Raw genomic sequence first — 22,627 nt, forward strand, 5'->3', positions numbered from 1 at the left:
TGAAGGTGAAACGGCCCGGGGGAGCTAGACCTTGGCCCCGGCCTTCCCCCGCTCCCGAGCCAACTCGGCGGCGTCCCTCTTGAACGCCCACTCCATCTTCGGCTCCATGGCGAACCGGAACATCCGCTGCACCGGCGGCGTGCACAGCACGGTGATGACGGCCGCGGCGAAGACCGTGACGACCAGCTCGCCCAGCGGCTGGTACACCCATGCGTTGGCGTCGTACCAGTCCCAGAAGCGCGAGCCCTTCGCGAGGAACCCGTGCAGCAGGTAGCCGTAGAGCGTGCCCGCGCCCAGCACGGTGAACCACATCTTCCGCCGGGGCACCCAGGCGAAGAAGCAGGTGGTGAGCACCATGGAGCAGCCGAAGAGCGCGAAGGTCATGACGACCCCGGCCCACCACGGCGCACCCAGCTCCTGGGCGCTGTCCCGGTGGTAGAACCACGCCGAGTTCATGTGCGGCCCCACCCAGTACGCCATCGCCAGCGCGACGGCCGCCACCGGCACGGACAGCATCCGCACCTCACGGCGCCGCATGAACTGGAAGTGCGCGGGCTTCATGAAGAGACCGACGACGAAGAAGGGCAGGAACTGAAGGACGCGTTGCAGGTCCAGGTCGTCGCCGATGTCGGGCGAGACGGAGGCGAGCGCCGCGATGCCGAGCGCCACCGGGATCGGCCAGCGCACCACCTTCCACAGCGGGGTGGTCAGCCGCCACACGAACAGCGCGATCAGGAACCAGGTGAGGTACCACGGGTCGAGCAGGCTGATCGGATGGGAGGGGTCGTCGTTGCCGTACCGCTTGAAGAAGGAGTACGCGATCTCGAAGAGGACGTACGGCACGGCGATGCCGGTGATCAGCCGGCGGAGCCGGTCGGGACGCATGTCGAAACTGCGCGAGAAGTAGCCGGAGATGATGATGAAGGCCGGCATGTGGAACGTGTACACGACCATGTACAGCGCCTCGGCGGCGCGGCTGTGATCGGTCAGCGGCTCCCACGCGTGCCCCATCGCGACGAACACGATGGCGAGGTACTTCGCGTTGTCGAAGAACGCGTCACGCTGTTTGGCCGGTCTGGCCTCCGGGGAGGCGCCACCCGGCGTCGGGTGAGGGGACGAGGACTTCAGCGAGCGCGGACTCGGCACTCCGTCGGCCGGCGACTGTGGTGACTGTGCCGGCGGGAGCGGCGCCCTGGACCGGCCGTGCGGTCGCAGCGAGTTCGTCACAGACCCTCCCGCCGGGAACTCCGGGGGACGGCCCGAGCACTCGCTGCGCAAGCGGGGGACGAGGCAGCGGTGAACATCTGAGGCACCCTAGCGTTGTCTGTGCGATTTCGTAAAACCACCGACGTGAATCCTGTATTGAGGGGTACGTGTCACTCACGGGTACCCGGGATTCGGTGAAGTGTGCCTCACGCGGAACATCACCGTCCGTACACCCCAAGGCACATGAACCGCACCGGTCTGTCCGTATTCATCCCGACTAAATGGTGCATAGCGAGCGCAGGCGATTCCGGTGAAATGTCCGGTTAATTACCGTCCTGGGTGGGCCCCTTGGTGTGTCTGTGGCAACAATTCGAATTCCCTGCGCTCGGGTTGTGTGTGCACGGAAACGATCACGTCGAATTCACCTCCGAGGTCCTCCCGTTGACCGGGGGCGGGGGTGGCGCGGGTGTGGTGCCGTGGTCGACGTTGCCTCAGCCGCTGCATATGACGGCCTGGTTGGTGGCACGATGGTTCTGGCGGGGTGCGCGTGGGGTCGGCGCCCCGGGCCGGGAGTGCGGACCGACCGAGGGTGTGATCTGTGTGGCCATTTCGCTGTCAGTGGTGCTCTTGCTGGGGATCATCCTGGTGGTTCTGATGCGAGGGGGGACGATCAAGGCCGGCCCGGCCGTCGTCGCCATCCTCTTCGGCTTCTTCCTCGCCTCGACGGGCATGGCCGACGACATCCAACGCTTCCTGAACTCGATAGCGGACACCATCAACTCGATCCAGTTCTAGTGCCGGCCCGACCGCTCACCGCGAGACGGTGAACCCGGGCCCCCGACGCACACCATGCGGTGGGCCGGCGCGACGGGTTCACCCGGCAGTGGATCGATCCCGCGCACTCGTACGGCCACGACGTCCGTGGGGACGGGAGAGGGGTCCGGAACCCTCGTCAGACGCCATCGGAAGGCCTCCGGCACGTCCTTGGCGGGCAGCTCCATCATGGCGAGACTGACCCAACGGTCGTAGTTCGTCGGGTATATGCGGACCAAGGCGCCGCATTCAGGGCAAACCGGCGGTTCGATCCACGTCACGTCATCGGGGCCGGGGTCCGGTCTCGGTGCAGCCGTGGCTCCGTCGGTCGCGGCCATCTCGTTGGCGAAGGTGTTCCAGCACCTCTCGCGGAGCCACGCCAGAAGCCGGAACCGCCCGCGCTCGCCCACGCTGACACCGGTCTCCCCGTATTCATCGCATGCCGACCGGTCGCCATCCCGACTCGCACCCCCCCATAAAGCCGAGTGTGAGCGAATCCGGCCGAATCCCAATAGGTCGCGATTCGGCCTTTTCGCGCGATGTCGTCAGCCACCATGGGCCGCCTCGGGCGCCATGTGCCGCCTCGGAAGGGCGAGGTGATCGCCTGAAGCTACTCGGGCGCGCTCACGGTCACCGGGCCCCTGAAGCCCTTGAGGGTCACGACGTTGCGCGCCGCGTCGCCGGACACCTCGAGCCGCTGCTCGAACCGTACGACCCGGCCGGCCTCGTCGACCCACACCTCGCAGGCGAACTCCTTGGTGCCCGTGGCGCGCATCCTGTCGTACAGCCGACGGTCCACGGTCCGGAGCCGGTCCTGGGTGACCTCGCCGGAGAGTCGATACGTACGGATCCCGTTCACCTCTTCCGGGCCTTTGCGAGCCTTCGGCCCGAGGTCCAGGAGGAGTTGTGCGTAAGCGCCGTAGTCGGCCACCTCCGCACCCGAGGAGCCCCGTCCCGTACGGCGCCACTCACCGGCCGCTCCGTCGCCCCCCACGGTGCGCGTGTTGGTCGCGTCCTCCAGCAGGATCGTTTCCGCCTCGAACGCCTGGTCCTTCGGGACGCTGTCGGAGGCCGCCGCGGTCAGCCGACCCGTAGGGCTCGACGCGTTGAAGTTCATCCGGCCGGTCATGACCACCGTCAGCGTGGAGCCCGCATAGGTCTCCGTCCGCACCTCGGCCGAGTAGGGCGCCGGATCCGCGTTCTCGAGCGCCGCCTCGACGTCGAACGAGCCGTCGGCCCCCGATGAGACGGACGTACCGCTCTTCGACGGCGGCGCGGGTGCCTCCCCGGCACTCCCGGAGCCACAGCCGACAAGCAGGGCGGCGGTCGCGACACCGACCGCCACGGCGACCGAGCGGTGCATGGCAGGGAACCTCCTCAAGGCTCTCTCCGACCGTGATGAAAAACGATCAGGGCCAGGCGGAGAGAAGATTCTCCGGCCTGACCCTGAGCGGTATGGAGCGGGCGACGGGAATCGAACCCGCGTAGCTAGTTTGGAAGACTAGGGCTCTACCATTGAGCTACGCCCGCACAACGCGCGCCGCAGGTTGCAGGACCGCGGCACTGAAGGCATCGTAGCGGGTCGGGCGGCTCCGCCGCACACCGCTTTCGGGCCGCGCCCCGCGCCCGCCGTCGCACGCGCCCGCGTACTCGGTAAATCCGGCAACCGTATGGCCTGCGGGCATGTACCCTACGTGTCGCACCAGACGGGGTGTGGCGCAGCTTGGTAGCGCGTCCGCTTTGGGAGCGGAAGGCCGTGGGTTCAAATCCCGCCACCCCGACCACCGCGCCGGTACGGCGCGCCCGCCCACCGGCAAGATCGCCTTTTGGGGCGTGTACCGCCTGCGGTTACTATGCAAGCTGCGCGCCCGTGTGTCTGCACTCTCACGTCTCTCAAGGGCCGCTAATCCGCTGAAACCCCGCCGCACCGGCGGGGGACGTCAGCAGAACCCCAAGAAGTCAGCCCCCAAGGAGACCGAACCGTGAAGAGCGCCGTGGAGACCCTGAACCCGACCCGGGTTCGGCTCAGCATCGAGGTGCCCTTCGAGGAGCTCAAGGACAGCCTCGACGCGGCGTACAAGAAGATCAACCAGCAGGTCACGGTGAAGGGCTTCCGCAAGGGCAAGATCCCGGCCCGCGTCATCGACCAGCGGTTCGGCCGCGGTGCGGTCCTGGAGGAGGCGGTCAACGACGCGCTTCCGAAGTTCTACACCGACGCGGTCAACGAGGCCGAGCTCAACGTCCTGGGCCAGCCCGAGGTCGACATCACGGAGCTGAAGGACGGCGAGACGCTGAACTTCACCGCCGAGGTCGACGTCCGCCCGACCATCGAGATCCCGGACTACTCCGGCATCGAGGTCGAGGTCGACGCCGTCGAGGTCACCGAGGAGGACGTCGAGAAGGCGGTGGAGCAGCTCCGCGAGCGCTTCGCCTCCACCTCCCCGGTCGAGCGCGCCGCCGAGGACGGCGACGTCGTGACGCTCGACCTGGAGGCCAAGGTCGACGGCGAGGTCCTCGAGGACGGCGTCGCCGAGGGCGTCTCCTACACCATCGGCTCCGGCGAGCTGCTGGACGGCATCGACGACGCCGTGAAGGGCCTGGAGGCCGGTGGCGAGGCCACCTTCACCTCCGAGCTCAAGGGCGGCTCGGCGGCCGGCAAGGAGGCCGAGGTGACCGTCAAGGTCTCCCAGGTCGCCGCCCGTGAACTCCCGGCCCTGGACGACGAGTTCGCCCAGCTCGCCTCCGAGTTCGACACCCTCGAGGAGCTGCGCGCCGACAGCCGCAAGCGCCTGGAGAACATGAAGCAGTACGACCAGGCCACGCAGGCCCAGGAGCGCGTCCTGGAGAAGCTGCTGGAGCTCGTCGAGGTGCCCGTCCCCGAGAAGCTGCTCGAGGACGAGATCAACACCCGCAAGCACAACCTGGAGCACCACCAGCTCGGCCAGATGGGCCTCGACCTCGAGAAGTACCTCGAGATCCAGGGCAAGACGGTCGAGGAGTTCGACGCCGAGACCAAGGAAGCGGCCGTCAAGGGCATCAAGACCCAGTTCGTCCTCGACGAGCTGGTCGCCAAGGAGAAGCTGAACGTCAACCAGGAGGAGCTCACCGAGCACCTCATGCGCCGCGCGGCCTCCTCCGGCATGTCCCCGGACCAGTTCGCCCAGGCCGTCGTCCAGAACAACCAGGTCCAGCTCCTCGTCGGCGAGGTCGCCCGCGGCAAGGCCCTGGCCCTGGTCGTCGAGTCCTCCACGGTGAAGGACACCAACGGCGAGATCGTCGACCTGGACGACGACGAGGACGAGGACGCTTCCGCCGAGGGCTCCGCCGAAGAGGCCCCCGCCGCGGTCGAGGCGGAGGAGAAGGCCCCCGAGGCCTGATCACCCCGCGAACAGCAGGCTCGAAGACGGGCCCCCGGGTCACTCATGACCCGGGGGCCCGTCGGCCTACCCAGGGGCGCGGGGAACTGCGCGACCGGCCCCGTACGAGCCGCACCCGCCGATACACCTGACGTGGCAGACGCGCCTGCGGCTCGTGGAGGGCCGGTCGCGCAGTTCCCCGCGCCCCTTCGGCGGCCGGGGGCCACCAGTGCCCGCCCCACCAGCGGAGCGCACACGCATGCGCTGACAGCGAACAGTTCCCTCTGCGGGATTCACCGGCGGAGCCACCGCGTTAGGGTCCATGAATACGAGGGCGGAGCCGTCGGGAAAACGGCTCGGCCCCCGGAAGGGAAACGTGAAGACGGCCCGGCGCCGTCGTAAGACGAGCAGGTGGATACGTGACGAATCTGATGCCCTCCGCCGCCGGCGAGCCTTCCATCGGCGGTGGCCTCGGCGACCATGTCTACAACCGGCTGCTCAACGAGCGGATCATCTTCCTCGGCCAGCCGGTCGACGACGACATCGCGAACAAGATCACCGCACAGCTGCTGCTCCTTGCCGCCGACCCGGACAAGGACATTTACCTGTACATCAACAGCCCGGGCGGCTCGATCACGGCCGGCATGGCGATCTACGACACGATGCAGTACATCAAGAACGACGTGGTGACCATCGCCATGGGTCTGGCGGCCTCGATGGGGCAGTTCCTGCTCAGCGCGGGCACCCCGGGCAAGCGCTTCGCGCTGCCGAACGCCGAGATCCTGATCCACCAGCCCTCCGCGGGCCTGGCGGGCTCCGCCTCGGACATCAAGATCCACGCCGAGCGGCTGCTGCACACCAAGAAGCGCATGGCCGAGCTCACCTCCCAGCACACGGGCCAGTCGGTCGAGCAGATCACCCGTGACTCGGACCGCGACCGCTGGTTCGACGCCTTCGAGGCCAAGGCCTACGGCCTCATCGACGACGTCATCGCCACCGCCGCGGGCATGCCGGGCGGCGGCGGCACCGGGGCCGGGCAGGCGTGACGGCACCCGCCGGCACGCACACCCCCGCAACGCCCCCAGCCGACCGCCTCAGCCCCTCTCAGGCTCCCAGGAGACACAAGTGAACGACTTCCCCGGCAGCGGCCTCCACGACAGCGCACGCTCCCAGTACTCGGGTCCGACGGCCGAGTCCCGTTACGTCATCCCGCGCTTCGTCGAGCGCACCTCCCAGGGCATCCGCGAGTACGACCCGTACGCGAAGCTCTTCGAGGAGCGGGTGATCTTCCTCGGCGTGCAGATCGACGACGCCTCTGCCAACGACGTCATGGCGCAGCTGCTGTGCCTGGAGTCGATGGACCCCGACCGGGACATCTCGGTCTACATCAACAGCCCCGGCGGCTCCTTCACGGCGCTCACCGCGATCTACGACACGATGCAGTTCGTGAAGCCCGACATCCAGACGGTCTGCATGGGCCAGGCGGCCTCCGCCGCCGCGATCCTGCTGGCCGCCGGTACGCCGGGCAAGCGCATGGCGCTGCCGAACGCCCGCGTCCTGATCCACCAGCCGTACAGCGAGACGGGCCGCGGTCAGGTCTCCGACCTGGAGATCGCCGCCAACGAGATCCTCCGGATGCGTGCGCAGCTGGAGGAGATGCTGGCCAAGCACTCGACCACGCCGATCGAGAAGATCCGCGAGGACATCGAGCGCGACAAGATCCTCACGGCCGAGGACGCGCTGTCGTACGGCCTGATCGACCAGATCATCTCCACGCGGAAGATGAACAACAACAGCGTCCGCTGACCGCGAAAAGGCTGTAATGTCTGCCGCCCCTTGGCACGGTTGGCACCGTTTGACCCAGTGCACGACAAGGTGCACGACAAAGCGAACCGTGCCAAGGGGGGCCCGAACGGGGGGCCCGGCAAGGTACCGTCGACATAAGGCAGCACCAGGAGCCGCTGGATTCCAATAGTCCAGGCGTCTCCCAGGCGAAGGGGAAGCACACCGTGGCACGCATCGGTGACGGCGGCGATCTGCTCAAGTGCTCGTTCTGCGGCAAGAGCCAGAAGCAGGTCAAGAAGCTCATCGCAGGGCCCGGTGTGTACATCTGCGACGAGTGCATCGACCTCTGCAACGAGATCATCGAGGAAGAACTCGCGGAGACCAGTGAGGTCCGCTGGGAGGAGCTCCCGAAGCCCCGCGAGATCTACGAGTTCCTCGAGGGGTACGTGGTCGGCCAGGAGGCGGCCAAGAAGGCGCTCTCCGTGGCGGTCTACAACCACTACAAGCGCGTCCAGGCCGGTGAGAACGGCGGCGGTCAAAGCCGCGAGGACGCCATCGAGTTGGCGAAGTCCAACATCCTCCTGTTGGGCCCCACGGGCTCCGGCAAGACCCTCCTCGCCCAGACCCTCGCGCGCATGCTGAACGTCCCGTTCGCGATCGCGGACGCGACCGCGCTGACGGAGGCCGGCTACGTTGGCGAGGACGTCGAGAACATCCTGCTGAAGCTCATCCAGGCCGCCGACTACGACGTCAAGAAGGCCGAGACCGGGATCATCTACATCGACGAGATCGACAAGGTGGCCCGAAAGAGCGAAAACCCGTCCATCACCCGCGACGTATCGGGTGAGGGCGTCCAGCAGGCCCTGCTGAAGATCCTGGAGGGCACCACGGCGTCGGTCCCGCCCCAGGGCGGCCGCAAGCACCCGCACCAGGAGTTCATCCAGATCGACACGACGAACGTCCTGTTCATCGTGGGCGGTGCCTTCGCGGGCCTGGAGAAGATCATCGAGTCCCGCGCCGGCGCCAAGGGCATCGGCTTCGGTGCCACGATCCGCTCCAAGCGCGAACTCGAGTCCAAGGACCAGTTCGAGGACGTCATGCCGGAGGACCTGGTCAAGTTCGGCATGATCCCGGAGTTCATCGGCCGCCTCCCGGTCATCACCTCCGTCCACAACCTGGACCGCGAGGCGCTCCTGCAGATCCTGGTCGAGCCCCGCAACGCGCTGGTGAAGCAGTACCAGCGCCTCTTCGAACTCGACGGCGTGGAGCTGGACTTCGAGCGCGAGGCCCTCGAAGCCATTGCCGACCAGGCCATCCTCCGCCAGACCGGCGCGCGCGGCCTGCGCGCCATCATGGAGGAAGTCCTGATGTCGGTGATGTACGAGGTCCCGTCCCGCAAGGACGTGGCCCGGGTCGTCATCACAGCGGACGTCGTCCACTCGAACGTGAACCCGACCCTGATCCCGCGCGACGCGCGTGGGCGGGGGCCGGGGGAGCAGAAGACGGCGTAAGCGGTCGGATACGACGAAGCAAAGGGGCGTCCGGTGAAGAGCCGGGCGTCCCTTTCGGCTACCGCGCGCCTATGACATGGGCACTTACTCAATCTCAGCTAGCGATGCATGCTCCTGCAACCCACTTCGGGGGGAGTTCAAGGGCGGTCGATATGCGTACCCAGTGGCTGGAGCGGATGCCGCACGCTGTATGGATGCTGTCGCTAGTTGCGTGGGCGTAGATGCAGACGGTTCTGCCTCTTGCGAGGGTCCCATGCGCCGGATACTCAAGGTGCCCCGGCCCGTATCGCACCTGGACGGTCTCAAGTACCCGGTGTCCGCAGGTTGCTGCCCCCGCTGGTGATGCCGTCAGGCCGACTATGCCAGTAGCGGCGATTACGGCCGCCATGACCCCGCTATGCGTTTATGCATCAGACTCTCCAAATAGATCGTCGTGGTCATGTCAAACGTAGCGTGATCAAGGGAATTCCTTCGACGGGCGCAGTCTCTGTGTCGGCCATTCGGCGCGTGCTGGCCGACTTAGTTGTTCGGGGATGCAACAGCGGAGCCCCGGTCGCGAACGACCGAGGCTCTGACCGTGAGCGGGAAGCGCTACGCCTTGACGCGCACGTCTTTACGGAAGTTGGCTGCCTTGTCGGCGGCGCCGCTCAGGTCCGCACTCTTGCCCGCCATGGCGGACGCCATGTCGGCGTAGATCACGACGCCGATCGTGCTGTGGTCGCCCCAGATGCAGATCGGCACGCTCATCTTGCTTGGACCGCCGGAGGAGGAGTCGCCCTCGAACTTGGTCTCCTGGCACTTCAGGACGGCGCCGTCCAGCGCGCTGGGCGTGAACGTTTCCGGAGTGCCCACGAGTTCACCCGTGTCCGAGGAATCCTTGCTCGCCTCCTTCTTCATGTCGGCGAACATGGCGTCGACGACCGACTCGGGGTCGTCGATCTCGCCGTAGACGCCCATGAAGTTGATCATCTGTGCGGAGAGCGGGTTGCTCTCGTCGCCAGCCTGGTACCCCGCGCTCACGTCCTTGGCGTTCTTCACACCGTGGTCTTCGGCTTCCTTGATGTCGTCCTCGCTGAAGCCACCGCTGTCGGCGCTGCTGGACTTCTTGAACTCGTCGTTGAGTACCGTCGCCGGCGTGGTCAGCTTGTGCGGGCCGTCGTCGGCGATGTCCGCGCCGCCGCTTCCGCTGAAGACGAAGTACGCGCCGACCGCGACCGCCGCGACCACGGCGACCGCGCCGAGGATGATGCCGACCTTCTTGCCGCCACCGCCGGGGGCGACCGGGGGCTGGGGCACGGTCGGGTAGCCCGGCTGGCCGCCGTACGGGGCCTGCTGGCCGTACGGCGAGGTCTGGGGCGGCACGCCCTGGGGAGCCTGCTGGGGGTACCCGTAACCCGGCTGCTGCGGCGGCGCCTGCTGCGGGTAGCCGTAGCCGGGCTGGGGGGCGGCCTGCGGCGGCTGCTGGCCGTAGGGGCCCGGCTGTCCGTACGGTCCGGGCTGCTGGGGCTGCCCGCCGTACGGGCCCGGCTGGTTGTGACTCATGCTCTGGGTTCCCCTCCAGAATGCTTATGTGTGCCTGACATCCTGGCGCAATCTCGATGGCCGCCGCGCATCGGGGTGCACACCGTTACCGAACAATCGGGTTTCGGGACCACCCCGTGACACCCCTAAACTGAGCGCGTGACCGAGAACGCTCAGCAGCAGCCTCCAGCGCCCGCCACCGATCTGCCGACCCAGTACGCGCCGGCCGATGTAGAGGGGACGCTGTACGAGCGCTGGGTAGAGCGTGGTTACTTCGCGGCCGACGCCAAGAGCGACAAGCCCGCGTACACCATCGTCATCCCCCCGCCGAACGTCACCGGCAGCCTGCACCTCGGGCACGCCTTCCAGCACACCCTCATGGACGCCCTGACGCGCCGTAAGCGCATGCAGGGGTACGAGTCCCTCTGGCTCCCCGGCATGGACCACGCCGGTATCGCCACGCAGAACAAGGTCGAGCAGCAGCTCGCCGAAGAGGGCAAGTCCCGCCACGACTTGGGGCGCGAGGAGTTCGTCGAGCGCGTCTGGCAGTGGAAGGAGGAGTACGGCGGCAAGATCCTCGGCCAGATGCGCCGGCTCGGCGACGGGGTCGACTGGGACCGTGAGCGGTTCACCATGGACGAGGGCCTGTCCAAGGCCGTCCAGACCATCTTCAAGCGGCTCTACGACGACGAGCTGATCTACCGCGCCGAGCGCATCATCAACTGGTGCCCGCGGTGCCTGACGGCCATCTCCGACATCGAGGTCGAGCACCAGGAGGACGCCGGCGAGCTGGTCTCCATCCGGTACGGAGAGGGCGAGGACAGCCTCGTCGTCGCCACCACCCGCGCGGAGACGATGCTCGGTGACACCGCTGTCGCCGTCCACCCGGACGACGAGCGGTACAAGCACCTCATCGGCAAGCTGATCAAGCTGCCGCTGACCGACCGCTCCATCCCGGTCGTCGCCGACACCCACGTCGACCCGGAGTTCGGCACGGGCGCCGTCAAGGTGACGCCGGCCCACGACCCGAACGACTTCGCGATCGGCCAGCGCCACGACCTGCCGTCCATGACGATCATGGACGAGCACGGCGTCATCACCGTTCACGGCCCCTTCCTCGGCCAGGACCGCTTCGAGGCCCGTGACGCCATCGTCGGCGCGCTGCGCTCGCAGGGCCGGATCGTCGCCGAGAAGCGCCCGTACACCCACTCCGTCGGCCACTGCTCCCGCTGCAAGACGACCGTTGAGCCGCGGCTGTCGATGCAGTGGTGGGTCAAGGTCGCGCCCCTGGCCAAGGCCGCAGGCGGCGCGGTCCGCGACGGCCGGGTCAAGATCCACCCCGAGGACATGTCGAAGCGCTACTTCGACTGGGTGGACAACATGTTCGACTGGTGCATCTCGCGCCAGCTCTGGTGGGGCCACCGCATCCCCGTCTGGTACGGCCCGAACGGCGAGACGGTCTGCGTCGGCCCCGACGAGCAGCCGCCCACCGGCGAGGGCTGGACCCAGGACACCGACGTCCTGGACACCTGGTTCTCCTCCGGCCTGTGGCCGTTCTCCACGCTCGGCTGGCCCGAACAGACCGAGGATCTGCGGAAGTTCTACTCCACCGACGTCCTGCTCACCGGCCACGACATCATCTTCTTCTGGGTCGCCCGGATGATGATGTTCGGCCTGTACGCGATGGACGGGGAGGTCCCGTTCAAGACCATCGCGCTGACCGGCCTGGTCCGCGACGAGCGCGGCAAGAAGATGTCGAAGTCCTTCGGCAACGTCGTCGACCCGCTCGACTGGATGGACAAGTACGGCTCGGACGCGCTCCGCTTCACCCTCGCGCGCGGCGCCAACCCGGGCACCGACGTCCCGATCGGCGAGGACTGGGTCCAGGCCTCCCGCAACTTCGCCAACAAGATCTGGAACGCGACCCGCTTCGCGCTGATGAACGGCGCGACGGTCGAGGGCCCGCTGCCGGACGCCTCGCAGCTCTCCGCGACCGACCGCTGGATCCTCGCCCGCCTCAACGAGACGGTCGAGCAGGTCGACGCGTACTACGAGGACTTCCAGTTCGCCAAGCTCAGCGACGCACTGTTCCACTTCGCGTGGGACGAGGTCTTCGACTGGTACGTCGAGCTGTCCAAGACCACGTTCCAGGCGGGCGGCGAGCCGGCCGAAGTCAGCAAGCGCGTCCTGGGCGAGGTCCTGGACGTCGCCCTGCGCCTCCTCCACCCGGTCATCCCGTTCGTCACGGACACCCTGTGGACGACGCTGACCGGCGGCGAGTCCCTCGTCATCGCCGACTGGCCCAAGGACAGTGGCTTCCGTGACGACGCCGCCGAGCGCGAGATCGAGCTGGTCCAGCAGGTCGTCACCGAGGTCCGCCGATTCCGTGCCGACCAGGGCCTCCAGCCCGGCCAGCGCGTCCCGGCCCGGCTGACCCTCGACGGTACGGTCCTGGCCCCGCACGAGGCCGCGATCCGTCAACTGCTGCGCCTGCAGCCGGAGGGCGAGGGCTTCGCGGCCACCGCGACCCTGCCGGTGGCGGGGGCCGAGGTCGCCCTCGACCTCTCCGGTGTCATCGACGTCGCCGCCGAGCGCAAGCGCCTCGCGAAGGACCTCGCGGTCGCGGAGAAGGAGAAGGCCCAGGCCACGGCCAAGCTTGGCAACGAGGCGTTCCTCGCGAAGGCGCCGGACCAGGTCGTCGACAAGATCCGGGGCCGCCTCGCCAAGGCGGACGAGGACATCACCCGCATCACCGCCCAACTGGAACGCCTCCCGAAGGCGTAGCCCTTCGTAGGCCCAGCGGAAGGCCCCGGTGCTTGAGAAGCACCGGGGCCTTCCGCTGGGCGGGGAAAGGGCGCAGCCCTTTCAGGGGCGCGGGGAACTGCGCGACCAGCCACACACCACCCGCAGTCGCCCTACCGCGGGTACCCCCGAGTTCTCAGGCGCCCGGTCCGTAGACTGGGCCCCGTGAGCGAACGCAGTGACCAGCAGCCCGACCCGGTCGACCCGACCGACCCGTTCGAGGAGATCATCGCCGCGGAGACCGACCGGGATCCCGACCTCGCGGTGATCGAGGCCGGCAGCCGAACCCTGCGTGCCCAGGGCGGCGCACCGCAGGCCGACGTGCCGGCCAGGCCCGCCGACCCGGCCCTCGACAAGGCCCTGCGCGACGTCGAGGCCGACCTCGCGACCCGCTGGGGCGAGACCAAACTGGAGCCCTCGGTCACGAGGATCGCCGCGCTGATGGATGTCCTGGGCGAGCCCCAGCGCTCGTACCCGTCCCTCCACATCACCGGCACCAACGGCAAGACCTCCACCGCCCGCATGATCGAGGCCCTCCTCGGCGCCTTCGAACTGCGCACCGGCCGGTACACCTCCCCGCACGTCCAGTCGATCACCGAGCGCATCAGCCTCGACGGCGCTCCCATCTCCGCCGAGCGGTTCATCGAGACGTACGAGGACATCAAGCCGTACGTCGAGATGGTGGACGCGGCCCAGGAGTACCGGCTCTCCTTCTTCGAGGTGCTCACGGGGATGGCGTACGCCGCCTTCGCCGACGCGCCCGTGGACGTGGCGGTCGTCGAGGTCGGCATGGGCGGCACCTGGGACGCCACCAACGTCATCGACGGGGACGTCGCCGTCGTCACCCCCATCGGCCTCGACCACACCGACCGGCTGGGCGAGACGCCCGCCGAGATCGCCGTGGAGAAGTCCGGCATCGTCAAGCAGGACGCGACGGTGATCCTGGCGCAGCAGCCGGTCGACGCGGCGCAGGTGCTGCTGAAGAAGGCCGTGGAGGTCGACGCGACCGTGGCCCGCGAGGGTCTGGAGTTCGGTGTCGTCTCGCGTCAGGTCGCCGTCGGCGGACAGATGCTGACCCTGCGAGGCCTGGGCGGCGAGTACCCCGAGGTCTACCTTCCGCTGCACGGCCCGTACCAGGCGCACAACGCGGCCGTCGCGCTCGCCGCCGTGGAGGCGTTCTTCGGCGTCGGTTCGCAGCGGCCCGAGCCGCTCGACATCGACACGGTTCGCAAGGCCTTCGCGACCGTCTCCTCGCCGGGCCGGCTGGAGGTCGTACGGCGGTCCCCGACCGTCGTGCTGGACGCCGCGCACAATCCGGCGGGCGCCCGGGCCACGGCCGAGGCCGTCGGTGAGGCGTTCGACTTCAGCCGGCTGATCGGTGTGGTCGGCGCGAGCGGCGACAAGAACGTGCGGGGTCTCCTGGAGGCCTTCGAACCGATCTTCGCCGAGGTCGTGATCACGCAGAACTCCAGCCACCGGGCGATGGACGCCGACGAGCTGGCCGGTATCGCGGTGGAGGTGTTCGGCGAGGAGCGGGTGCAGGTCGAGCCCCGGCTGCCCGACGCCCTGGAGGCGGCGATCACGCTCGCCGAGGAGGAGGGCGAGTTCGCGGGCGGTGGCGTCCTCGTCACCGGTTCCGTCATCACCGTCGGCGAGGCCCGGCTGCTGCTGGGGAAGGGCTGAGTTCCACGACATGCGTACTCTCTGTGCTTCGACGCTGATCGGCGAGTTCTTCGTCATCGGCTTCGCCGGGCTGGTCGCCATGAAGGACCCGGATCTGGCCATGACCACGGTCTGGACGGTCAGCGGCATCGCCATGTTCCTCTGCGTCCTGCTGTGCGGTCTCGTCACCAGGCCCGGTGGGACCCAGCTCGGTTGGGCGCTCCAGATCGCGCTGATCCTCTCCGGGTTCTTCGTCCCGACGATGTTCTTCCTGGGCGCGGTCTTCGCCGCCCTGTGGTGGGCCTCGATCCACTACGGACGGAAGATCGACGAGGCCAAGGCCCGGTTCGCCGCGCAGGCCGCCACCGAGGCCGGTGCGTCCTCCGGAGCATCATGACGCTGCGTAATACGGTGCCGGGCGCGCCCTGTAGCCTCTGAGCTCCGCACCCGCGTGAAACGAAGGAGTCACCACAGTGAGCCAGCGCACCCTCGTCCTGCTCAAGCCCGACGCCGTCCGGCGGGGCCTGACCGGCGAGATCATCAGCCGTATCGAGCGCAAGGCCGGCTGGCAGATCACCGCGCTGGAGCTGCGGACCCTGGACCAGGAGACGCTGGAGCAGCACTACGGTGAGCACAAGGGCAAGCCGTTCTACGAGCCGCTCGTCGCGTTCATGGCCTCCGGTCCGGTCGTCGCCCTGATCGTCGAGGGCGAGCGGGTCATCGAGGGAGTCCGCGCGCTGGCCGGACCGACCGACCCGATCGCCGCCGCGCCCGGCTCCATCCGTGGTGACTACGGAGTGATCGTGCGCGAGAACCTCATCCACGCGTCGGACTCGGAGGAGTCGGCCGAGCGCGAGGTCAAGATCTTCTTCCCCGGGCGCGCGTAGTAGCGTTCGCGACGGCGGGGGCCGGCGAGTCGCTCGCTCCCGCCGAGCGAACACCGCTGGACACCGGCCACCACCGTCGGACTCCGGCCACCACCTCTGGAAGACCCGAACGACCCCTGGCGGACCGGGAAAGCCTCCGGAACCCCCGGGACACTTCCACCACACCCGGCCACCACCCACACGGCCTACACCCCGGCTGATCAGCCAACCCCGCCTAGAATTGGGCCGTACAACGGCATATGCGCGGCGATCGGGGGAACGCACACCCCCGATGGACCGTCTCCAGAGGCGAGGCGGCGCATCGCATGCCCACAATGGCGAAGACCCTCGCGCAGTGTTCGTGCGGGCGAGACTACGATGTAAGCCTTCACGTCACAGCACCCACTTCGCCGACCCGAAAAAGCCCTGAAAAGCCCTCAAAAGCCGTCAGTGCTCCGCTTGGGAAGGCCACACGAATCCTGATGGGGAACTCAATGTCGTTCATCGGCCGTGACATGGCTGTCGACCTCGGGACCGCCAACACGCTGGTGTACGTCAGGGGTCGCGGGATCGTACTGAACGAGCCGTCCGTCGTCGCGATCAACACCAACACCGGTGGCATTCTCGCGGTCGGCGCGGAGGCGAAGAAGATGATCGGGCGGACCCCCGGCAACATCGTTGCCGTACGTCCGCTGAAGGACGGTGTCATCGCCGACTTCGAGATCACCGAGCGGATGCTCCGCTACTTCATCCTGAAGATCCACAAGCGGCGCTATCTCGCCCGTCCTCGGGTCGTCGTCTGCGTGCCGTCCGGCATCACCGGTGTCGAGCGTCGCGCCGTCATCGAGGCGTCCTCCCAGGCAGGCGCCCGTCAGGTGCACATCATCGAGGAGCCGATGGCCGCGGCCATCGGCTCCGGCCTGCCGGTCCACGAGGCCACGGGCAACATGGTGGTGGACATCGGCGGCGGCACCACGGAGGTCGCGGTCATCTCCCTCGGCGGCATCGTCACCGCCCAGTCCATCCGCGTCGCGGGCGACGAGTTGGACAACGCGATCATCCAGCACATCAAGAAGGAGTACTCACTCCTCCTCGGTGAGCGGACGGCCGAACAGATCAAGATCACGATCGGTTCGGCGTACGACCTCGACGCTGACGAGCACACCGAAATCCGCGGCCGGGACCTGGTGTCCGGGCTGCCCAAGACCGTCGTCATCTCCGCCGGGGAAGTGCGGAAGGCGATCGAGGAGCCCGTCAACGCCATCGTCGATGCCGTCAAGACGACCCTCGACAAGTGCCCCCCGGAACTCTCCGGCGACATCATGGACCGGGGCATCGTCCTCACCGGCGGCGGCGCCCTGCTGCGCGGTCTCGACGAACGGCTGCGCCGGGAGACCGGAATGCCGATCCATATCGCCGAGGACCCGCTCGACAGCGTGGCGCTCGGCTCCGGCAAGTGTGTCGAGGAGTTCGAGGCGTTGCAGCAGGTGCTCGACGCCCAGCCCCGCAGATGACGTAACGCTTCGATTCCGCCGTACGGGACGTTCTCCTCTCGTGCGGCGGATCGTTGATATTGAGGCATAAGCTCCACAAAGCGCCCCTGTCGTTCCCGTGCCGGGATTCCCAGGGGCTACCCGAATTCCCCAATTCCTGTTGAATTCCTATGAGGAAGGCACGGCCGCCGCACGTGAGGGACACACGAGAGAGCCGGCTGCTCCTGGTGCTGCTGATCGCCGTCGCGTTCGCGCTGATCACGGTGGACATCCGCGGCGGGAAGGACTCACCGGTCGACGGTGCCCGACGTGCCGCCGCCACCGTCTTCGGCCCGATCGAGGACGGTGTGTCGACCGCCGTCGACCCCATCGGCAACGCCATAAGCGCCGTCCGCGACTCCGGCTCCCGCCACGACCGCCTCGCCGCGCTGGAGAAGGAGAACGCCGAACTGAAGGCGGCCCTCGGCAGCGACGACCGCAACAGCAGCAGGGTCGAACAGCTCGACAAGATGCTGAAGACCGCCGCGAACGGCCGGTACGGCATCAAGGGCGCCGAGGTCATCGCCATAGGAGCGGCCCAGGGCTTCTCCTGGACCGTCACCATCGACATCGGCACCGAGGACGGCATCACCCGCGACATGACCGTCCTCAACGGCAACGGGCTGGTCGGCCGCGTCACCACCGTCGGGCCGAACACCGCGACCGTCCTCCTCGCCAACGACCCCGACTTCACCGTCGGCACCCGGATGGAGGCCACCGACGAACTCGGCTTCGCCTCCGGCCAGGGCGACCGGCCGCTGCGCGTCGAACTGCTCAACGGCAAGGCCAAGGTGAAGGAGGGCGACCGTCTCGTCACCTTCGGCTCCCAGGCCGACAAGCCGTTCGTCCCGGGCGTCCCGGTCGGTGTCGTCTCCCGCGTCGACCCCTCCGGCGGCGACCTCACCCGCACGATCTACGTCAAGCCGTTCGTGGCCTTCACCCAGTTGGACATCGTCGGCGTCGTCGTCCAGCCGCCGCGCAAGGACCCTCGCGACACCGTCCTGCCGGCCAAGCCGAAGGCCACCCCCACGCCCACCGTGACGGTCACGGTCACACCGGGCGCGGACGAACCGGGCGACGGCGCCGACGGACAGTCGCAAGAGCAGTAGACGTAGGACAGTAGGAGCTGACCCCCTGATGCGCTTCAACCGGATGCTGCTCTCCACCACCCTGGTGATCGTCGCCCTGGTGATCCAGGTGAGCGTCCTCGCCAGACTCCATCTCCCGGGCGCCGTACCGGACCTGGTGCTCCTCACCGTGCTCGGCCTCGCCCTGGTCTACGGCCATGTCGGCGGCGCCCTGATCGGCTTCGGCGCCGGGCTGCTGTCCGACCTCGCGCCGCCCGCCGACCACGCGGCCGGGCGGTACGCCCTGGTCCTGTGCGTCATCGGCTACCTCGCGGGACTGGCGAAGCCCGAGACGGGCCGCCTGAAGTCGGCGACCGGACCGATGGTCGTGGTCGTCGTCGCCGCCCTCGGCTCCACCCTCCTGTACGCCGGTGTCGGTGCCCTCGTCGGAGACGACGCCGCCCGCCACGTCGGCCTGCCCAGCCTGCTGTTCACCGCCGCGCTCTACGACCTGCTGCTCGCGCCCTTCGTCGTCCCCGGCGTCATCGCGCTCGCCCGGCGCGCCGAGAACGACCCGCTCGCCGAGACCGGCAGCGCCGCCAAGGCGACCGACGTCGCCTCCGGCTGGCTCTCCTCCGGCACCGGCCTGCGCATCGGCAACCAGCGCGGCGGACTCCGCATCAAGGCCGCGCGCTCACGGATGGCCAGGGCGGGACGCATCAAGGGGGTAAAGCGGCTGTGACGGCACGGCAATCGGACAGCGGAACCGATCACCGCCGAGCGGTGTACCCCATGTACCGGCACCACGCGCACCACCCGCACACGCATCACCCGCACACGCACTGAGAGGGGGAGACAGGCAGTGACCAACATCCCGGAGACCGGGCGGACCCCACGGGTCCAGATCCGGCTCGTCATCATCCAGATCCTCGTCTTCTCCCTCCTCGGCACCCTCGGCGGCCGCCTCTGGTACCTCCAGATCCGCGAGGGCGACGCCTACGCCAAGGAAGCCTCCGGCAACCACGTCCAGCAGGTCGTCCAGCCCGCCGTACGCGGCTCGATCCTGGACGCGGGCGGAGTGCCGATCGCGGACAACGAGACCCGCCTCGTCGTCTCCGCCTCCCGCACCGACCTGCTCAAGATGGACGACGACGGCAAGGCCGTCCTCACCAAGCTCGCAGGCGTCCTGGACATGAAGCCCAAGGACGTCATGGACAAGGTCCGCCTCTGCGACTCGGAGACCCCCCAGCCCTGCTGGAACGGCTCGCCCTACCAGCCGATCCCCATCACCGACGAGGCCACCGCCAAGCAGGCCCTGCAGATCCGCGAGCGCTCCGAGGACTTCCCCGGCATCACCGCCGAACCCCAGGCCGTCCGCCGCTACGCCAGCCCTGGCGGCTCCAAGACCTCCCAGGTCCTTGGGTACCTCTCCCCGGTCACCGACGAGGAGATCACCAAGGCCCAGGACACCGACTCGCCGTATCTGCGCTCCGACCAGGTCGGCCGCTCCGGCCTGGAGCGCCAGTACGACAAGGAACTGCGCGGCAAGGCCGGCGTCACCCGGTACGAGGTCGACAACCTCGGCCGGGTCATCGGCGAGGCCGAGGCCGACCCCGCCCAGCCCGGCGCCAACCTCGTCACCAGCATCGACGCCCGCGTGCAGCGCATCGCCGAGTACGAACTCAACGAGGCGATGAAGGAAGCCCGCAAGCAGAACGACCGCAACACCGGGACCAACTACAAGGCGGACTCCGGCGCGGTCGTCGTGATGGAGGCCAAGACCGGCCGTGTGGTCGCCATGGCCTCCAACCCGGACTACGACCCCAACGCCTGGGTCGGCGGCATCTCCGCCAAGGACTACGCCAAGCTCACCGGCAAGAAGTCCAACTACCCGCTGCTGAACCGCGCGATCCAGGGCCAGTCGGCCCCCGGCTCCGTGTTCAAGGTGATCCCGACGGCCGCCGCGGTGAACGCCGGCTACTCCTTCAACGGCCCGTACCAATGCTCCAGTTCGTACTCGATCGGCGGCCAGGTCTTCAAGAACTTTGAGTCCCAGAGCCATGGCGCGATCAGCCTCGGCAAGGCGCTGGAGGTCTCCTGCGACACCGTCTTCTACCGCCTCTCCCACGAGGAGTGGAAGCGCGACGGAGGCATCAAGCCCAAGAAGGGCGCCAACGACTGGTTCTACAAGACCGCCCACCAGTTCGGCCTCGGCGCCGAGACCGGCATCGATCTGCCGAACGAGGTCACCGGCCGCATCCCGGACCGCCAGTGGAAGCAGAAGTACTGGGAGGACAACAAGGACGCCTGGTGCAAGTACGGCAAGAAGGGCGGCTCGTACGCCGAGCAGATCGCGTACGAGAACTGCCTCGAAGGCAACCGCCTGCGTGCCGGTGACTCCGTCAACTACTCCATCGGCCAGGGCGACACCCTCGTCACCCCCATCCAGATGGCCACCATCTACGCGGCCATCTCCAACGGCGGCACCCTCTACGACCCCACCGTCGGCAAGGCGATCATCAGCGCCGACGGCAAGAACGTGCAGGAGATCGCACCCAAGTCGCACGGCAAACTGCCGATGACGAAGAAGACCCGCGACGAGATAGACGAAGCCCTCGCGGGAGTCGCGACCCGAGGCACGGCAGCCTGGCGCTTCCAGGGCTGGCCGCAGGACGAGATCCCGATCCACGCCAAGACGGGTACGGCCGAGGTCTACGGCAAGCAGACGACCTCCTGGTTCACCACGTACACCAAGGACTACTCGATCGTCATGACGATCTCCCAGGGTGGTACGGGCTCCGGCGCCTCGGCACCCGCCGTGCGCAAGCTCTACAACGCGCTCTACGGCGTCTCCGAGGACGGAAAGATCGACAGGAAGAAGGCACTGCTGCCCACCCCGCAGAAGGGCCTGCCGAAGATCGAGTCCGACGGTTCGATCGACTCCCCGAAGCTGGAGTCCTACCCGCCGAAGAAGTCCAAGAAGGAGGCCGCCGAGGACGGCACCCAGGTGGTCGCCGCGGGGCCCGGCGCCCGACCGGTCTCCTTCGACGTCCCGGCGGCGATCCTCGACACACGGGGCGGCGGCACCAACCGCGCCGCCCGCCGACGCGACGATCGAGGTCGACGGCGAGGGGGCGGCGGAGGCCGCTGCGGCAGCGGCCGTTGTGGCAGTGGCAGTGGCAGCGGCGGCGGTGGCAGTCGCGGTGAAGGCGGCGGTGGCAGCCGCGGTGGTCGGGGACGGAGGAGGTCCGGATGACCGGCAACAGCTTCTCCGTCTCCGGGTACGGGCCCGAACGCACCGGCTGGACCCGGCTGTTCGCCCGTGACTCGCTCGCCCGCCGGCTCGACTGGCCGATACTGTTCTCGGCCATCGCGCTCTCCCTGATCGGCGCGGCCCTCGTCTACTCGGCGACCCGCAACCGCACCGAGCTCAACCAGGGCGACCCGTACTACTTCCTGCTCCGGCACCTGCTCAACACCGGCATCGGCTTCGCCCTGATGATCGGCACGGTCTGGCTCGGCCACCGCACCCTACGCACGGCCGTCCCCATCCTGTACGGCATCTCGGTGCTGCTGATCCTGCTGGTGCTCACCCCGATGGGCGCGACCATCAACGGCGCGCACGCATGGATCGTCGTCGGCGGCGGCTTCTCGCTCCAGCCCTCGGAGTTCGTGAAGGTCACGATCATCCTGGGGATGGCGATGCTGCTGGCGGCCCGGGTGGACGCGGGCGACAAACCCCACCCCGACCACCGCACGGTCGTCCAGGCCCTCGGGCTCGCAGCCGTCCCGATACTGATCGTGCTGCTCATGCCCGACCTCGGCTCGGTCATGGTCATGGTGGTCATCGTGCTCGGCGTCCTGCTCACCTCCGGCGCCTCCAACCGGTGGGTCCTAGGCCTCATCGGCACGGGCGCGGTCGGCGCGATCGCCGTCTGGCAGCTCGGGGTGCTTGACGAGTACCAGATCAACCGCTTCGCGGCCTTCGCCAACCCCGAACTCGACCCGGCCGGCGTGGGCTACAACACCAACCAGGCCCGGATCGCCATCGGCTCCGGCGGGCTGCTCGGCACCGGGCTGTTCAAGGGCTCGCAGACCACGGGACAGTTCGTGCCCGAGCAGCAGACCGACTTCGTGTTCACGGTGGCGGGGGAGGAGCTCGGCTTCGTGGGCGCCGGGCTGATCATCGTGCTGCTCGGTGTCGTCCTGTGGAGGGCCTGCCGGATCGCCCGCGAGACCACCGAGCTGTACGGCACGATCGTCGCCGGCGGCATCATCGCCTGGTTCGCCTTCCAGTCCTTCGAGAACATCGGCATGACCCTCGGCATCATGCCGGTGGCGGGCCTGCCGCTGCCGTTCGTGTCGTACGGCGGTTCGTCGATGTTCGCGGTGTGGGTGGCGGTGGGGTTGCTGCAGTCCATCAGAGTGCAGCGCCCGATGTCGGCGTAAGGTCCCGGTGCTCCTCAGGGGCAGGCCTCCGCTCCCTCCATGGGGGCGATGGTCTGC

At 68.2% G+C, this 22,627-nt stretch carries 18 protein-coding genes and 2 tRNA genes; 15 read left to right on the plus strand and 5 right to left on the minus strand.

Annotation, left to right across the window (positions count from 1 at the left end):
- Window positions 1-24: 24 nt before the first annotated feature.
- Window positions 25-1,227, minus strand: coding sequence for an acyltransferase family protein (locus tag P8T65_RS30380; RefSeq protein ID WP_316728368.1), 1,203 nt, complete (start codon window positions 1,225-1,227; stop codon window positions 25-27).
- A gap of 579 nt (window positions 1,228-1,806) precedes the next feature.
- Here P8T65_RS30380 and P8T65_RS30385 point away from each other — a divergent pair.
- Window positions 1,807-2,001, plus strand: coding sequence for a hypothetical protein (locus P8T65_RS30385; protein WP_033526477.1), 195 nt, complete (start codon window positions 1,807-1,809; stop codon window positions 1,999-2,001).
- Here the strand turns inward: P8T65_RS30385 and P8T65_RS30390 are convergent.
- The 3 genes from P8T65_RS30390 to P8T65_RS30400 all read right to left on the minus strand — a co-directional run bounded on the left by P8T65_RS30390 (window position 1,998) and on the right by P8T65_RS30400 (window position 3,549).
- Window positions 1,998-2,357: a DUF6083 domain-containing protein gene (locus tag P8T65_RS30390; RefSeq protein ID WP_316731791.1), complete on the minus strand. Its 360-nt coding sequence runs from the start codon at window positions 2,355-2,357 to the stop codon at window positions 1,998-2,000. The genes P8T65_RS30385 and P8T65_RS30390 overlap by 4 nt on opposite strands.
- Window positions 2,358-2,629: 272 nt before the next feature.
- Window positions 2,630-3,382 carry a hypothetical protein gene (locus tag P8T65_RS30395; RefSeq protein ID WP_316728369.1) on the minus strand — a complete coding sequence of 251 codons (753 nt, stop codon included), beginning with the start codon at window positions 3,380-3,382 and terminating at the stop codon, window positions 2,630-2,632.
- 93 nt (window positions 3,383-3,475) lie between these two features.
- Window positions 3,476-3,549, minus strand: a tRNA-Gly gene (locus tag P8T65_RS30400).
- 177 nt (window positions 3,550-3,726) lie between these two features.
- Here P8T65_RS30400 and P8T65_RS30405 point away from each other — a divergent pair.
- From P8T65_RS30405 to clpX, 5 genes are all read left to right on the plus strand, one after another.
- A tRNA-Pro gene (locus P8T65_RS30405) sits at window positions 3,727-3,803 on the plus strand.
- 198 nt (window positions 3,804-4,001) lie between these two features.
- On the plus strand, window positions 4,002-5,396 hold the full coding sequence (tig, locus tag P8T65_RS30410) for a trigger factor (protein ID WP_184894099.1): 1,395 nt from the start codon (window positions 4,002-4,004) through the stop codon (window positions 5,394-5,396).
- Between the two features lie 410 nt (window positions 5,397-5,806).
- On the plus strand, window positions 5,807-6,421 hold the full coding sequence (locus P8T65_RS30415; protein ID WP_239760336.1) for an ATP-dependent Clp protease proteolytic subunit: 615 nt from the start codon (window positions 5,807-5,809) through the stop codon (window positions 6,419-6,421).
- A gap of 79 nt (window positions 6,422-6,500) precedes the next feature.
- Entirely contained in the window at window positions 6,501-7,181 is a 681-nt protein-coding gene (locus P8T65_RS30420) for an ATP-dependent Clp protease proteolytic subunit (protein ID WP_184894101.1), read from the plus strand.
- A 203-nt stretch (window positions 7,182-7,384) separates the two neighbouring features.
- Window positions 7,385-8,671 carry an ATP-dependent Clp protease ATP-binding subunit ClpX gene (clpX, locus tag P8T65_RS30425; protein WP_184894103.1) on the plus strand — a complete coding sequence of 429 codons (1,287 nt, stop codon included), beginning with the start codon at window positions 7,385-7,387 and terminating at the stop codon, window positions 8,669-8,671.
- A gap of 591 nt (window positions 8,672-9,262) precedes the next feature.
- Here clpX and P8T65_RS30430 read toward each other — a convergent pair.
- A complete protein-coding gene (locus tag P8T65_RS30430) occupies window positions 9,263-10,213 on the minus strand; it encodes a hypothetical protein (protein WP_316728370.1) in 951 nt (316 codons plus the stop codon).
- A gap of 138 nt (window positions 10,214-10,351) precedes the next feature.
- Here P8T65_RS30430 and P8T65_RS30435 point away from each other — a divergent pair, with 138 nt between their 5' ends.
- The 9 genes from P8T65_RS30435 to rodA all read left to right on the plus strand — a co-directional run bounded on the left by P8T65_RS30435 (window position 10,352) and on the right by rodA (window position 22,570).
- On the plus strand, window positions 10,352-12,976 hold the full coding sequence (locus tag P8T65_RS30435) for a valine--tRNA ligase (protein ID WP_316728371.1): 2,625 nt from the start codon (window positions 10,352-10,354) through the stop codon (window positions 12,974-12,976).
- 183 nt (window positions 12,977-13,159) lie between these two features.
- Window positions 13,160-14,677 carry a folylpolyglutamate synthase/dihydrofolate synthase family protein gene (locus P8T65_RS30440; RefSeq protein ID WP_316728372.1) on the plus strand — a complete coding sequence of 506 codons (1,518 nt, stop codon included), beginning with the start codon at window positions 13,160-13,162 and terminating at the stop codon, window positions 14,675-14,677.
- A gap of 10 nt (window positions 14,678-14,687) precedes the next feature.
- On the plus strand, window positions 14,688-15,053 hold the full coding sequence (locus P8T65_RS30445) for a DUF4233 domain-containing protein (protein ID WP_230211719.1): 366 nt from the start codon (window positions 14,688-14,690) through the stop codon (window positions 15,051-15,053).
- 76 nt (window positions 15,054-15,129) lie between these two features.
- The gene (ndk, locus tag P8T65_RS30450) at window positions 15,130-15,543 is read left to right on the plus strand and encodes a nucleoside-diphosphate kinase (protein WP_184894113.1); all 414 of its coding nucleotides are present in this window, start codon (window positions 15,130-15,132) and stop codon (window positions 15,541-15,543) included.
- A 473-nt stretch (window positions 15,544-16,016) separates the two neighbouring features.
- A complete protein-coding gene (locus P8T65_RS30455; protein ID WP_005479350.1) occupies window positions 16,017-17,036 on the plus strand; it encodes a rod shape-determining protein in 1,020 nt (339 codons plus the stop codon).
- A gap of 173 nt (window positions 17,037-17,209) precedes the next feature.
- Window positions 17,210-18,163, plus strand: a complete 954-nt coding sequence (gene mreC, locus P8T65_RS30460; protein WP_230211720.1) for a rod shape-determining protein MreC — start codon at window positions 17,210-17,212, stop codon at window positions 18,161-18,163.
- Between the two features lie 28 nt (window positions 18,164-18,191).
- Entirely contained in the window at window positions 18,192-18,863 is a 672-nt protein-coding gene (gene mreD / locus P8T65_RS30465; protein WP_230211721.1) for a rod shape-determining protein MreD, read from the plus strand.
- Window positions 18,864-18,983: 120 nt separating this feature from the next.
- Entirely contained in the window at window positions 18,984-21,377 is a 2,394-nt protein-coding gene (gene mrdA / locus P8T65_RS30470; RefSeq protein WP_316728373.1) for a penicillin-binding protein 2, read from the plus strand.
- Window positions 21,374-22,570: a rod shape-determining protein RodA gene (gene rodA / locus P8T65_RS30475; protein WP_230211723.1), complete on the plus strand. Its 1,197-nt coding sequence runs from the start codon at window positions 21,374-21,376 to the stop codon at window positions 22,568-22,570. The genes mrdA and rodA overlap by 4 nt, the downstream gene beginning before the upstream one ends.
- The last annotated feature ends 57 nt before the right edge of the window (window positions 22,571-22,627 follow it).

The sequence above is a fragment of the Streptomyces sp. 11x1 genome (assembly GCF_032598905.1).
In the GTDB taxonomy this organism is placed as follows: Bacteria; Actinomycetota; Actinomycetes; order Streptomycetales; family Streptomycetaceae; genus Streptomyces.

Coding starts and splice junctions, on each gene's coding strand:
- P8T65_RS30390 (WP_316731791.1), bottom strand. CDS start 2,357: ATGGCCGCGACCGACGGAGCCACGGCTGCACCGAGACCGGACCCCGGC.
- P8T65_RS30395 (WP_316728369.1), bottom strand. CDS start 3,382: ATGCACCGCTCGGTCGCCGTGGCGGTCGGTGTCGCGACCGCCGCCCTG.
- P8T65_RS30415 (WP_239760336.1), top strand. CDS start 5,807: ATGCCCTCCGCCGCCGGCGAGCCTTCCATCGGCGGTGGCCTCGGCGAC.
- P8T65_RS30430 (WP_316728370.1), bottom strand. CDS start 10,213: ATGAGTCACAACCAGCCGGGCCCGTACGGCGGGCAGCCCCAGCAGCCC.
- P8T65_RS30445 (WP_230211719.1), top strand. CDS start 14,688: ATGCGTACTCTCTGTGCTTCGACGCTGATCGGCGAGTTCTTCGTCATC.
- P8T65_RS30455 (WP_005479350.1), top strand. CDS start 16,017: ATGTCGTTCATCGGCCGTGACATGGCTGTCGACCTCGGGACCGCCAAC.
- mreD (WP_230211721.1), top strand. CDS start 18,192: ATGCGCTTCAACCGGATGCTGCTCTCCACCACCCTGGTGATCGTCGCC.
- rodA (WP_230211723.1), top strand. CDS start 21,374: ATGACCGGCAACAGCTTCTCCGTCTCCGGGTACGGGCCCGAACGCACC.